The organism is Candidatus Falkowbacteria bacterium, assembly GCA_026396835.1.
Taxonomy (GTDB): Bacteria; Patescibacteriota; Patescibacteriia; order Patescibacteriales; family Patescibacteriaceae; genus Patescibacterium.
On sequence record JAPLWA010000006.1, the window covers coordinates 12,088 to 26,176 of the forward strand.

A 14,089-nucleotide genomic window follows, 5' to 3' on the forward strand; every position below is an offset into this window, starting at 1 on the left:
ATATTGAGAACAAGAAAGTGGGAAAATCTAATGGTTTATTAGTACTCCTCGGCTCAATCCATTACTGGACTTACACCTAGAGCCTATCAAGGTCATATTCTCTGACCAACCTATGAAATCTAATCTTGAAGACAGCTTCACGCTTAGATGCTTTCAGCGTTTATCTTAACTGAAGGTAGCTACCCAGCAATGCCCCTGGTGGAACAACTGGCACACTAGAGCTTCATTCTTCCCGGTCCTCTCGTACTAGGGAAGAGCCTTCTCAAATTTCCGCGACCATAGTGGAGAGGAGACCGACCTGTCTTACGACGGTCTGAACCCAGCTCGCGTGCCGCTTTAATAGGCGAACAGCCTAACCCTTGGGAGCTTCTCCACCCCCAGGATGCGACGAGCCGACATCGAGGTGCCGAACCACGCCGTCGCTGTGGACGCTTGGGCGTGACTAGCCTGTTATCCCCGGAGTAGCTTTTATCCGATGAGCTTCCGCCGTTCTATTTCGTACGGTCGGATCACTAAGTTCTGCTTTCGCAACTGCGCGACTCGTTGGTCTTGCAGTAAAGCTGGCTTGTGCCTTTACACTATCTTCCGGATTTCCATCCCGGAATAGCCAACCTTTGTAAACGCCTCCGTTACCTTTTAGGAGGCATCCGCCCCAGACAAACTACCCACCAGATACTGTCCTCTCTCCCGATTCAGGGAGCGAAGTGAGAATTAAGAATAAACCAGGGTGGTATCTCACTGGCGCCCGAAGGCTCCCACCTATTCTGAACAGATTTATCCCTAACTCAATATCAAGTTGTAGTAAAGCTTCACGGGGTCTTTTCGTCCAACTATGGTTAACCAGCATCTTTACTGGTCTTGTAATTTCGCCGAGTTCTTCGTTGAGACAGTTTTCAAGTTGTTATGCCATTCGTGCAGGTCGGAACTTACCCGACAAGGAATTTCGCTACCTTAGGACCGTTATAGTTACGGCCGGCGTTCATCCGCGCTTAAATTCAAAGCTTCGCACCGAAGTGCTAACCTCTCCTCTTAACGTTCGGACACTGGCCAGGCATCACCCCCTATACATCCTCTTGCGAGTTAGCAGGGAGCTGTGTTTTTGATAAACAGTCACTTGAAATCTTTCGCTGCGGCCCTACTTGCGTAGGGCAGGTCTTATTGCTAACTTACGACCGCTGTTTTGCCGAGTTCCTTAACGAAGATTCTCTCGTACACCTTAGGCTTCTCGCCTCGTCTACCTGCGTCGGTTTACGGTACGGTTACTTCAGCCTTAGCCCTAGAGGTTTTTCTTGGAGATTCCTTTGCTCAAATTGACGCCATCCGAAGATTTTGTCTTCTGCCGACCGCTTGAAATGTTGATCCGGATTTACCTAGATCTATTCTTGCGATAAGCAACGCTCATACCATAGAAACGTTTGAACTTCGAAACCTCGTCCCCCCTTCGGAAAACTGAAGTAGTGCTGGAATATTAACCAGCTCATCCATCGACTACGCCGCCACTACAGCGGCCTCGCCTTAGGACCGACTCACCCTGGGTCGAGTTGCGTTGCCCAGGAACCCTTAGACTTCCGGTGGGCGGGGTTTTAACCCGCCTTTGTGCTACTTATGCCAACATTCTCTCTTCTAAATCCTCCACCACAACTCACATTGCGACTTCAGTGGATTTAGAATGCTCCTCTACCGATGTTTACTTGCGTAAACATCTCGTATCTTCGGTAATATACTTAGCCCCGATACATTTTCGGCGCGAGACGACTAGACTAGTGAGCTATTACGCTATCTTTAAAGGATGGCTGCTTCTAAGCCAACCTCCTAGTTGTCGCAGTCACGACACCACCTTTCACACTTAGTATATATTTTGGGACCTTAGATGACGATCTGGGCTGTTTCCCTTTTGACTAGTGGAGCTTAGCCCCCACAGTCTGACTCCTGAGCTTCACGCATAGGTATTCGGAGTTTGGTTAAAGACGGTAGCTTGCGCCCCGCCTCTATTCAGTGCTCTACCCCCTATGTTCAGCGCTCAAGGCTAGCCCTAAAGCTATTTCGAGGAGAACCAGCTATTGCCGAGTTCGATTGGAATTTCTCCGCTAACCACAGCTCATCCCAAAGTGTTGCACGACTTACGGGTTCGGTCCTCCTCTTATATTTCTACAAGATTCAACCTGGCCATGGCTAGATCACACGGCTTCGGGTCTTGTGCATGCGACATTCTTACATATTAGAAAGGTAACAATAAATCATTACCATTCTAATAAGTAAGAGAACGGGGGTTAACCCTTGCTTTCACTATGACTGCTTCCGTTTAACGGAATTAATCAAGCCGCATACAACAAACTCGTTGGCTCATTCTTCAATAGGCACGCTGTCACGGAGTTCACTTCTAAACACAAGTTCTTAAATAAATTATTTATTCTGCAAAAGATGGAAAGGAAGAAATGTTTCTCTCCCTTTCCAAATGTAAAAACACCATGTTTTAACAAACATCATTAATGATGAAAATTAAAACTCGAAGCCTGTGGTATTGACTGTATCCCGCAGAACACAGACAAGATGTCCGAACCTTTAAACAAGCACGCCTGCTTGTTGTTGTCATTCTAGAGCTCCCTGTATGCAATTAGGGCAATTCTCTTATGCTAGAGAAATCTCTCTTTTATATTTTTTCAAACATAAAAGTGAAAAAAGTCGTTGACGCCTGCGGCTGGGCCTGCTACTCAACAAAGCTACATAGCTAGCATAGTTGCTAAGTATTATCATTTTTTACTTGGGCCTTAGTGTTAAAGGCAAGTCCAGTAAACTCTCAAGGAACAAACTATCCTTTGCGGAATAAATAATTTTATTTAACTTATATTTAAGAGCGAACTCCGCTCCAACTGCTTGTAAGTACATGGTTTCAGATACTATTTCATCTCCCTCACCGGGATGCTTTTCACCTTTCCCTCACGGTACTAGTTCACTATCGATCTCAAGAAGTATTTAGTCTTGGGTCATAGTCGACCCTGCTTCCCACGGGATTTCACGAGTCCCGCAGTACTTAAGAATTATTATCATAAAGTCAGAATTATTTTCACCTACCGGGCTATCACCGTCTTTGGCAGAGCTTTCCAGCTCACTTCAATTAATAAAACTTTTCCTTACCTTACCGCATTAGGTAGTAAGCACAATAATCTTGCAACACCACATAGACATATGGACCTAACTCCTTCAGCATGCTCGTCTCACCGAAGTGAAAAAAACATACGTGGTCTACAGTGGTTTGGACTGCTCCCTTTTCGCTCGCCACTACTAAGGGAATAAAGATCACTTATCAAAATTGATGAAGCATCATCAACATTGATAAGAGATCACATTATTTTCTTTTCCTCCGGCTACTAAGATGTTTCAGTTCACCGGGTTGTCTCCTCACTCGTCTATGTGTTCAACGAGCGGGCTTCCTGTCTTCAACAGGACGGGTTACCCCATTCGGAAATCTTCGGGTCAAAGGTTGCTTGCCACCTAACCGAAGCTTATCGCAGGCTGCTACGTCCTTCATAGTCTTCTTGAGTCAAGGCATCCACCATGCACTCTTACGAGATTTTCCCACATTCTTGTTATCAAACAAAATGTAGTTAATCATTCTAAAAATTATTTTTTATTTGTAATCTATACATATTCTGTTTTTAAAGTTCTGTTCCGCTCATCATTCGCGGATAACGATTCACTTTTATGAAGCAGTATCCAAGAACCATGTTTTAAATTTTTAACTAAAAAAGCCGCCCTTTAAGCGGCCGGAGTACACGATAATTCGGTAAGCCTTAGCCACTTATGAATATAGATGATAGTAGAGTGTATTGCATAGAGATTAGTGTGTATACATTATACATTATATAAAAAACCTGTCAAGAACAAAGGGGTCATTATCATGAGACAGCCCAAGTCTTGACAAAAATCACTGATTATTACAATATACAAAGCATATAATTCTTTTAAAACTGCCAAAAACAAAGGGGATTTTAATGAAACTAATCAAAAAGCGGCCCATTGGAGATTTAGGTTACATAGAGGTCAAAAAGGAGCTTGATATTATAAAGCTTGATCCTAAGAAAAAGAAGGGGGTTAAATATGTCTTTGATGAAGAAGATATAAACAGCCTAAACACGCTAATAAGGTCACTCGAAAAGAAATATTTAACCAGCAAGGACGATGATCTTATCTATAAGATAAACAAGAACCTTCATATGAAAGAGCAAAAGTCTGCTCGTTCTGCCTTATTAAAACTATTGCCGCGCATAAAAAGATTAAGCGCCAAAATAGAAAAAAGAAAAAACACTCCTAATTGGTACGAAAAAAACAAAGTTTACTAAACGAAAAGGCTTCGATATTCATCGAAGCCTTTAGAATTTTTACTAAGTTTATCTAGCGAGAAAAATATTTTCCAAAATCATCCTCATCATCATCTTTAGAAGAAGCTTTTTTTTCTGACTTTGCTTTAGGCTCAGCTTCATCAGTTTCTATGGGAATAATTTCTTCTTCAACCAAAGTTACTTCTTCTACAATATTATCTTCATCATTATCTTCATCTTTTTCTACTTCTTCGCTAGCTTTTTTAAGCGCCGGAATTTCGTCGATTTCTTCAGCTGGCATGTCAACAAAAATACTCTCCTCTTCAACAATGTCTTCTTCGTCGTTTTCATCAGCTGGCAGATATTCATCTGGCGCAACTGCTTCGGCTTGGTTATGGAGACGAACGCCGCTTACACCTTGATCAATAATTGAAGCGTACTGTTCTTGTGAAATTAAAATTTCTCTTGGCTTAGCGCCGTTAGAGGGACCGATAATTCCCGACTCTTCAAGTAAGTCTAATAAACGTGCGGCACGAGCATAGCCAATGCTTAAGCGTCTTTGCAAATAAGAGGCCGAGGCTTTGCCAGAATTAATAATCAACTCTTTAGCTTCAGATAACAGCTCGTCATCGTCATCGCTGCCCCCATCAATTCCAACTCCGGCCATACCTTTAACTTTTTGTCGTTCAGTAATTTCTTCAAGATAATTTGGTTCACCACTTTTATCCTTAATGTAACTAACAATGCGTTTAATTTCTTGATCAGTAATCAAAGCACCTTGCAATCTTTTTGGTTTACTCAAAGAAGCGTTAGAGAATAGCATGTCTCCGCGACCCAATAGTTTTTCAGCACCAGAAGAATCTAAAATAGTACGAGAATCTATCCCTGAAGCAACAGCGAAAGCAATACGGGCCGGCATATTGGCTTTAATTGTACCGGTAATAACATTAACGCTTGGACGCTGAGTGGCTAAGACTAAATGAATACCAACAGCACGGGCCATCTGCGCTAGGCGAACGACGCCGGTTTCCATATCTTTAGCCGCGACGACCATCAAGTCAGCCAATTCATCAATAATGAAAACGATGTAAGGCATTTTTTCTTTAGCCCCTTCGTTATAACTTTCAATGTCTCGCTTATGAACCTTAGACAAGGTATCAAAGCGACGATCCATTTCATTCAAACACCACTTCAAAGCATTGATTGTCTTAGAAACTTCGGTAATAACCGGGGTTAGTAAATGTGGCAATCCATTATAAATAGTTAATTCAACTCGCTTAGGGTCAACTAAAATAAATTTCAAATCATCTGGATTGTTCTGATATAGCAAACTAACAATCATTGTGTTCAACATAACAGACTTACCAGAACCAGTTTGTCCTGCTACGAGCAAGTGAGGCATCTTAGCCAAGTTATCAAGCCAAACCTGACCAGCCACGTCTTTGCCTAAACCAATCATTAAATTGCTCTTACGCTTGCGGAAGCTATCGCTATCCAAAACTTCTTTAAGTGGAACAGCGGCCACGGTTTTATTTGGCACTTCAATACCAACTAAAGACTTACCAGGAATTGGCGCCTCAATACGAAGCGGATGCGCCGCCAGGGCCATTGATAAATCATTATTCAAAGTTGTAATACGAGATAACTTAATGCCCTCGATTGGCTTAAGCGTATATTGAGTAACAGTTGGACCAACACTAACTTCTCCCATCTCAACCGGGATACCAAATTTCTCCAAAGTATTTTTTATAATTTCTCCATTGGCTTTAATGTCTCCGCTAGTTGGCTTAGTAGTTCTGCCATTTAATAAATCAAAGGGCAGATCAATTTTAACATTGGTCGGCTTCCACTGTGATTTTTCTTCAACAACTGCGGCGACCTTCTTGGAAATTTGGGCCTTATCACCTTTTAGTGGGCGCGCGGAAAAATTATCTTCTGATGGGCCACTATCTTCAATAGGAAATTCTTCGCTTCTCTGAATTTCATCTGGCAAAAATTCTTTATCATACTGCTTGGCCAAATTATTTTCTTTCATGCGGTTTAAGAGCCAAGCAAAAGGATGAAAGGCTAGTCTGACCGGCGCTGTGCCTTTAGCAAAAATTGCTGACAAGGTTGAATTAAACATCAACATCAAACCGATAAACAACAAAGCAAATAAAACGACAAAGCCGGCCCAAAAACCAACCAAGTTCATAACCATTATTGCTAGCGACCAACCAATATAACCGCCACCCTTACCTTGTTCGATAGCTAAATCCCAATCAGCTGGTTCTACTAGAAACTGAAGTAAGGCCGAGACAGCCCAAAGGAAAATTAAAACACCAATATAATGTAGAGCACCCAAGCTTCTTTTTTCCTTGCCAACCATTAAAAATCCCATGGCTAAAAGCAAAAAAGGAATTATCCATTTTGCCCAACCAGCCATATAAGATAAACCGCTAGACAAATATGGTCCAACAGCGCCGGCTAAATCAATCAGACTTAAAAATAAAATTGCGGCAAACACAAAAATAAGTACCACAAAAATACTCCTCTTTACATCAGGGTTCATATTGAAGTTCGGTAGTGAAATATAGTCGAGCGGACTCTTCTGCTTTCGTTTTGCCATATTAGATAACAAAATCATACCATATAAAAACCTAATAAAAAAGGCTTATCCGGTGGATAAACCTTTTACGGCTTTGCAGCTATGGCTATTATCTTTTTATTCTTGTTCTTTTCAGCTTATTGCTAAAACTTTCAATAAATGAATCCTGTAAGAACCTGATAACTAACGCCTGTACTTCGGCCAAGCTAAAGTCTTTGTTTCTTGTATAGTGAAAATAAAGATTAGGCTGGCCCGGCTTTTTGAATCTTTTCTTAAGGTAAGCTTGAAAAGCGAGCACTTCCTCGCGACTCATACTAAGATCCTTTTTAATTCTAAGGTCATCACTTATAAGACCCTCGAAATTAATGTTTTTCCTGCAAAAGAACATGATGGATTGACGCACATCAATCATTAACGCAGTTGCCTCTGATTCAAGATCCTCGACACTCTTAATACCAAAACGCTCGAATATTTTATTACACAACGCTTCGAATATACTTTCTGCATCAAGACGCTCATAGGCCGGCTTGGCTGACAGAGAGTACTTTAAGTAAGACAAATTTTCTATCTCAAGTTTAAAACCCCAGATTTTTTCTAACCTTGAAATAATTTCTATAACATCAAGGGAATCGACGCCGAGATCTTTCTCGAAAACTGAAAATGGATTAATGTCTTTCTCTGGTAACATGCAGACCGATCTTATTACCCTAACTATATTACGGAAAATCTTTGAACCTACCGGCCTTTCATGAAAGCCGGGGTTAAGGGCGATTGTTGTAGACATTTCTACCTCCAAATATTTTAATTTACAAAATTTAGTTACTATTAATAAACAACAAATACTTAAAAAAGTCAATATTATAGCTTTATTAAGCTAACTTATTGTGATATAATTTAGAGGTAAAGGTCGATCTTTAAACTTAATAAAAAGATAAGATACTTTATGAAAATGTTACACAAAATTGCTCATATCTTACTAATCATCGGTGGCTTAAACTGGCTTTTGATCGGTCTATTCAACTGGGGAGTTGGTAATATCTTGGGCACGACTCTTTCCACTATTGTTTATGTGTTAGTTGGTTTGTCAGCGGTATATGACATTGTTACGATTGGCGATTGTAATCGTTGCAAAGAAAAAGATATGCCAAAGGCAACTCCAGGCATGTAATTTTCCAAGGTTTCGAAAGACAATTCCTGCGGCCCCCATGCTCGGGAATTGTTTTTATTTATCCGATTTGCCAAGAACTTTCCGAGACATTATAATGACCCTACTGGACTAGAAATTAGAAGACAAACTATGTTTATTTATTTAATTATTGGCTTAGCCATTATTTCTCGCTTAATACCGCATATTCCAAATGCCGGAGTTATTACGGCACTCGCTATTTTTAGCGCCGCTTACTTGCCAAAAAAACAAGCCATAGTAATTCCTTTAGCTGTACGATTAATTTCTGATTTAATAATAGGATTTTTTTCTTGGCCACTAATGATTGCAGTTTATGCCTCTCATTTAAGTGGAGTTTTATTTGGACTCTGGATTAAAGGAGCCAAGCAATCTAATCGCTGGTTAAAAATTGTTTTTTCTGGACTCGGCAGTGCCAGCATTTTCTTCTTAGTAACAAACTTTGCTTTTTTGTATCCCGAATACCCTCATACAATGACGGGTATCATGCAAAGTTATATTAATGCTTTACCATTTTTACGCGGCACAATGGTTGGCGACATTGGTTATGTGGTTAGCTTATTTACTGTTTATGAATTGGCTAAATACCTCATTGGGAATAGAGCTAAAAAAAATATTTTAATAGCTGAAAAAATTTAAACACTTTTCAACCAATCTATAACTCACCCCTTACCCCTCTCTACGCTAACGCGTAAAGAGGGGTATTTTGTATATTGCGATTTTTATTAAAATTAATATATGAAGATTCAAAAAATATTATTTGCCAGAGAACTAAGAAAGCTACAAACTCCTAGTGAAAATATTCTATGGCGAGCCTTAAGAAACAGGAGATTATTAAATCTAAAATTTCATAGACAATATATAATATTGGGTTTTATACTAGACTTCTATTGCCCAGCCTTGAGACTAGGTATAGAGGTAGATGGCGGTATTCATAATCTAAAAGAAAACAAAGTTTATGACACGGAAAGAGAAAAAATTATTAAACAATATAAAATTAATATCATAAGATTCGCCAACGAAAATATTAAAAATAATTTAACAGAAGTTATAGATCAAATCGAAACACAAATCATAAAAATAAAACGAAACTTATATCCATAGTTTCCCCTCTTTACCCCGCAGGGGTAGAGAGGGGTCAGGGGTGAGTTAAAGTAAAATTTTGCCTTTTATAGAAATTATGATTAATATTAACTAATGAGAGAAAAAATTTATTTAATTCTAATAATTATATTTTTAACGGTTCCTTTAGGGCCAATTTTTGGGGCTGAGAAAAAAAACCAAGGAAAAAAGATACCAATTTTAATGTACCACTACATTAGAGATTATTCTGATATAAATGACCCCCTAGGAATAAACCTATCAGTCGCACCAAAAATATTTTCTGAACAACTTGATACTATTAAAAAGTTAGGCTATAAAACAATCAACTTTCAAGATGTAGTTAATAACAATTTACCCGCCAAACCAATTATACTAACTTTTGATGACGGCTATGAAGATTTTTATACGGCGGCGTTCCCCGAGTTAAGAAAAAGACACATGAAAGCGGTGACCTACGTTATTGCTAGTACAATAAATTTGCCGCGCTACATGACACTAGAACAAATAAAAGTTCTAGCTAAAAGCAATATTGAAATCGGTGGCCACACTTGGTCACATCCTGACTTGAGGTTTGTTAATAATAAAAAATTAACCTGGGAAATATCTAGCTCAAAAAAATATCTAGAAGATACTCTTAAAAAACCAATTATTAGTTTTGCTTATCCGTCTGGCAAATACGACAATCGAACCATAAAAGAAGTTAAAGGAGCGGGCTATAAATTTGCTGTCACTACACAAAATGGTTTAACTGATATGTCTAGATCGCTGACTTTAACCAGGCTAAGAATACAAAATAAAACAAACCTAGAATCATTTCTAAAATAAAAAGACCCGCACAAAAAGTGCAGGTCTTTTTTAAAAACAAAAATTATTTATAGTAACTCTTAACCTGGAAAATAATATACATTCCAATTGCCAAGCTAAGGAGTGACCAAATAATATCGCCAAAATTATAATCTGACAATATTGCGTAGACAAAAGAAATTAAATTCGAATAATAAACCAGCTTCCAGCCTTTAATCTCTCTTTTTAACAAAGGCGAAATTGAGAGGGCCATCATAATTAACTGAACAAACAGAGCTATCATGCTTACGTAGTACATGGCACCAAATCTTCCGAACATGCCCATACCACTTAAAGCTGACCCAAAACCAAACAACGCTAAAATCGCTGGCAAAGAAATCACTAGAATTACTAATGTTACCCAAGGGGCAATTTGCACAATAACTTCCTTAGCCTTCACTGGAAGTTGGTAAGTAATCTTTTTCAAGAAAAGATCCTCAAAGAATTTTTCTAATTGTTCCATATGTTTTTTAATAATTAAACTATATTTATATTTTATCACTAGCCAGCGGAATAAGCCATCTAAGCAGCTTCTCTATGTTAAATACCATAAGAGTAATTAACTCTTTTAGTTAATCTCAATATCAATATATTTCACATGAGGGTTTTCAGCTTTTAACTTTTTTTCTATATCATCAATCTTTTTTCCAACCAAACGTGGAATACGATCTGCAAAATCAACACAAAACTTTTTAAAATCTTCAAAGTCATCTTTTATTTCATCATATTGTTCGCGTAAACCTTGATCACGATAAATTTCTTTCAATAATATATAGCCATTAAATTCAATCTCACACTTTATTCGATAAACTCCAATATCAAGAATAGATGATTTAAAATCAATTACTTTTTCAACCGCTGGCTCCGCTTCTAATAATTCAATTATGTCTTCTTCTAAATCATGAGGAATTGAGCGACCTAAAAGGTAGGAACGATTTTTTAAAATTAAAATAATCGCCACGGCGCCGAGCAAAAGTCCGATCACAATTGAACCAAGCGCATCGTAAATATGATGACCAGTGTATTTAGTTAAAATAATACTGATAAAAGCAATTATAATACCAATGACGGCGACGCCATCCTCAAAAAATACTGCCAAGGTTGTCGGGTCACCAACCTTCATTCTTTTCCAGTAAGTCATGTTGGGGTAAGAATGTTTTAATTCCCTGGCAGCAACCAAAAAAGTCCAGCCTTCAACAACAAAAGAAATTATTAAAACCAAAAAAATTGACCAGTTTAAGAAAATCTCTTTTTCATGAAACAAAGCGCTGACACCTTGATAAGCAGTGGCTCCTGCGCCGATGAAAAAAATTCCGCAGGCTGAAATCAAGGCCCAAAAAAATCTTTCTTGACCATAGCCATAGCCAAAATCATTACTCGGTTTTTTAACCGAGCGCTTTAAACCAATTAGCAAAAAAGTTTGATTAAGCGTGTCAGCGACGCTATGAATTGATTCTGATAGCAAAACACTAGAGCCTGACATTAAGGCGATAATCATCTTAATTAAGGCCACAAATGCATTGCCGAAGATAGCAGCGAAAACCGGGAAATACCCAGCAGTCTTTGAATGATTCATATTTGAGAGTGTGTTTACACTACAATTATAGCAGTTTTCTAATAAATAAAGTAAAAAACGAGTTTTTTGGCTGTAATTAAATAAAATTTAATTGACCTCAGGTCAACTTACTGAGATACTTAGAGCCTATGAAAGTAGCCTTTATACATAATGAAAAAAAAGCTGGAACTGGAGCAGCCTATATAAACGACCTAATATGCTTAAAATTAAAAAAGCACGGGGTTAAGGTAAAGAATTTTTACCCAACCACAAACCTATTAGGTAAAAATGTTCATTTATCAGATCCTCCAGTACAGCTAAGAGGCTTAAGTAACATTTTATTTTTCTTTTCTTTGCTAGAACATCGTAAGGAAATATTAACTTACGATTTAATTCAAGGAACAACTTATACACCACTAACTTTTCTGGCTTATGATATTCCAGTCATAAGTCATTTTGGTTCTACGACCAAGGGTTTTCTAGACATGACGCCACAAACCAATAAACTCGAACCAAATCTACAAAAATTTTGGGAAATGCTTAAGTGCAAGGGAGCGCTTAAAGAAATTCAACTTAAAACTAGACGACCATTGCGTGACGTAGCTGAAATAGAAAAATTAGTTGCTAGCAGGTCTGATGCGGTTATTGCTTCCTCAAAAAAAGTAAGGCATGAAATTATTTCACTAGGCACAAAGCCAGCCAATATTTCAGTTATTCATAACGCCATAGAGGATTTTTGGTTTGCCAAACCCTTGCCTAAAATAATAAGCAAACCATCATTAATATTTATCGGCCGATTAGGCAACGGGGTGTTTGATCTAAAACTTAAAGGACTTGATCGAATTTGGGATTGGTACAAACATTTTCCATTAGAAAACAAAACCACGATTGCCATCACAACCAATGAAGCACTAACTGACATACTAACCATGGGAATACCCAGACACCGTGTTTTAGCTAATTACGACAAAACACTAATTCCTGAATTATTTGATTCTTTAACTGGTTCAATTGTTTTTATCTCTTCACGCTATGAAGGATTCTCCTTGAGTCTAATTGAAGCTATGTCTCGAGGCATGGTACCGCTAAGCTATCCTGTTGGTGTGGCGCCAGAAATTATTATTAATGGACAAAATGGATTTCTGGTGAAAAACCAAAGAGAGGTTATCAGCTACACTAAACTACTACTAGAAAACAATGCTTTACGTAAAAAAATGTCCCTGGCGGCCTATGAAACAGCTCAACAATTTACAGCCGATAAGATGATTGAACAGTTTATTGATCTATATAAAAAAATCTTAAACTAAAAAATTCCTAACAACAGCTAGGAATTTTTTATTTGAGACAACTATCTACTTGCTTCTGAACAAGCAATCGCTCGAACAATATTGCAAGACAATGGTAAGTTGCTCAAACAATCTACTGAAAAGCTAGCGCTTTTTCTTGCTAAATTTTTGTTGTTTAATAAACAAATATATTATCAAACTAAGAATGGCTGCGAAAAAACACCAGACCGAGGCAAAAGTAACTGTGTAAAAATAGTAAGAGATAATAAGGAAGATAATCGCGGCGACGCCAAAGATTTTTATTAAGCGATGACTAGAGATCAAACAAACTAAGCAAGTAGCGATTAGATAAAGCGCGCTGTGAATAAAAAATGGTAAACCGAGAGACGAAAAAATATACTGCAGACTATTACAATTTATTTGCGAACTAACCGGGAACATAATCATTAGTAAAAACGAATAAAAACTCGCTATTAGACCAAGGGCGCCGCAGAACATAATTATTTTTTTTCGCCTAAGATCAGTTTCAACTAAAAAAACAGCGATCGGAATAAAAATTGGCCAAAGTATGTGTGAAAAGAAAGTAAAACCATAAGTGGCAATAATATTAAGTTTCGGCATTCCCCAGCCAAAAGAAATCCAAACAAAGCCTTCGATGATTTGCTGTATACCAAACAGCAATGGCACCAAAGCCAAAGGAATTTGTTTTTTATTTTTAACTTTTTTTAGAGTTATGACACCGGCTGAGGATAAAACCGCACCAGCAACAAAACTAGCAGGAGCAGAAAAGCACATAAATTATATTAATTGACAGCTATGTATTCCAGTTATAGCATAAAGAATAATATATAACCAGGTTATGGCGACAAAACAATCAACCATTGATTTTATCTTAGATCAATTAACTAAAGTAAGCGGCATAAGCACCAGAAAAATGTTTGGTGAATATGCGCTATATTGTGACGGAAAAGTTGTAGCTTTAGTTTGTGATAATAATTTGTACATGAAAATAACTGAGGCCGGTAAAAAATTCCTTGGTGATAAATACAAAGAAGGCTTTGCTTATCCTGGCGCTAAAGCTTCGATGTTAATTGAGGGTGATTTAATTGAAGAAAAAGATTGGTTAGCTAGATTAGTTGTGATTACCGCCGACAGTCTACCACTACCTAAACCCAAGATCAAAAAAACTAAGCAATAATCAACTTACTTATT

Annotated in this window: 12 protein-coding genes and 1 rRNA gene; 7 read left to right on the forward strand and 6 right to left on the reverse strand. The window is 38.1% G+C overall.

The features are described 5' to 3' along the window. Positions 1-18: 18 nt before the first annotated feature. Positions 19-3,577, reverse strand: a 23S ribosomal RNA gene (locus NTY12_05070). 415 nt (positions 3,578-3,992) lie between these two features. Here NTY12_05070 and NTY12_05075 point away from each other — a divergent pair. Then, the gene (locus tag NTY12_05075; protein MCX6793358.1) at positions 3,993-4,340 is read left to right on the forward strand and encodes a hypothetical protein; all 348 of its coding nucleotides are present in this window, start codon (positions 3,993-3,995) and stop codon (positions 4,338-4,340) included. 52 nt (positions 4,341-4,392) lie between these two features. On the opposite strand, the gene NTY12_05080 is transcribed toward NTY12_05075, so the two are convergent. Both NTY12_05080 and NTY12_05085 read right to left on the reverse strand, forming a co-directional pair. Then, positions 4,393-6,927, reverse strand: coding sequence for a DNA translocase FtsK 4TM domain-containing protein (locus NTY12_05080; protein ID MCX6793359.1), 2,535 nt, complete (start codon positions 6,925-6,927; stop codon positions 4,393-4,395). 88 nt (positions 6,928-7,015) lie between these two features. After that, a complete protein-coding gene (locus NTY12_05085; protein ID MCX6793360.1) occupies positions 7,016-7,702 on the reverse strand; it encodes an acyl carrier protein in 687 nt (228 codons plus the stop codon). Positions 7,703-7,849: 147 nt separating this feature from the next. Here NTY12_05085 and NTY12_05090 point away from each other — a divergent pair, with 147 nt between their 5' ends. From NTY12_05090 to NTY12_05105, 4 genes are all read left to right on the forward strand, one after another. Then, the gene (locus NTY12_05090; GenBank protein MCX6793361.1) at positions 7,850-8,074 is read left to right on the forward strand and encodes a DUF378 domain-containing protein; all 225 of its coding nucleotides are present in this window, start codon (positions 7,850-7,852) and stop codon (positions 8,072-8,074) included. Positions 8,075-8,203: 129 nt separating this feature from the next. Then, positions 8,204-8,728: a hypothetical protein gene (locus NTY12_05095; protein MCX6793362.1), complete on the forward strand. Its 525-nt coding sequence runs from the start codon at positions 8,204-8,206 to the stop codon at positions 8,726-8,728. Between the two features lie 99 nt (positions 8,729-8,827). Continuing rightward, positions 8,828-9,193, forward strand: coding sequence for an endonuclease domain-containing protein (locus NTY12_05100; GenBank protein ID MCX6793363.1), 366 nt, complete (start codon positions 8,828-8,830; stop codon positions 9,191-9,193). Positions 9,194-9,286: 93 nt separating this feature from the next. Further along, positions 9,287-10,018: a polysaccharide deacetylase family protein gene (locus NTY12_05105; GenBank protein ID MCX6793364.1), complete on the forward strand. Its 732-nt coding sequence runs from the start codon at positions 9,287-9,289 to the stop codon at positions 10,016-10,018. Between the two features lie 43 nt (positions 10,019-10,061). Here NTY12_05105 and NTY12_05110 read toward each other — a convergent pair whose 3' ends face one another. Then, on the reverse strand, positions 10,062-10,499 hold the full coding sequence (locus NTY12_05110) for a hypothetical protein (GenBank protein ID MCX6793365.1): 438 nt from the start codon (positions 10,497-10,499) through the stop codon (positions 10,062-10,064). Positions 10,500-10,604: 105 nt separating this feature from the next. Beyond that, positions 10,605-11,612, reverse strand: a complete 1,008-nt coding sequence (locus tag NTY12_05115) for a cation diffusion facilitator family transporter (protein ID MCX6793366.1) — start codon at positions 11,610-11,612, stop codon at positions 10,605-10,607. A gap of 128 nt (positions 11,613-11,740) precedes the next feature. On the opposite strand from NTY12_05115, the gene NTY12_05120 reads away from it, so the two are divergent. Next, positions 11,741-12,898, forward strand: coding sequence for a glycosyltransferase family 4 protein (locus NTY12_05120; GenBank protein MCX6793367.1), 1,158 nt, complete (start codon positions 11,741-11,743; stop codon positions 12,896-12,898). Positions 12,899-13,021: 123 nt separating this feature from the next. Here NTY12_05120 and NTY12_05125 read toward each other — a convergent pair whose 3' ends face one another. Continuing rightward, complete coding sequence (locus tag NTY12_05125) at positions 13,022-13,672, reverse strand: hypothetical protein (GenBank protein ID MCX6793368.1); 651 nt, start codon at positions 13,670-13,672, stop codon at positions 13,022-13,024. Between the two features lie 64 nt (positions 13,673-13,736). Between NTY12_05125 and NTY12_05130 the strand changes: the two genes are divergently transcribed. Next, the gene (locus tag NTY12_05130) at positions 13,737-14,075 is read left to right on the forward strand and encodes a TfoX/Sxy family protein (GenBank protein MCX6793369.1); all 339 of its coding nucleotides are present in this window, start codon (positions 13,737-13,739) and stop codon (positions 14,073-14,075) included. The last annotated feature ends 14 nt before the right edge of the window (positions 14,076-14,089 follow it).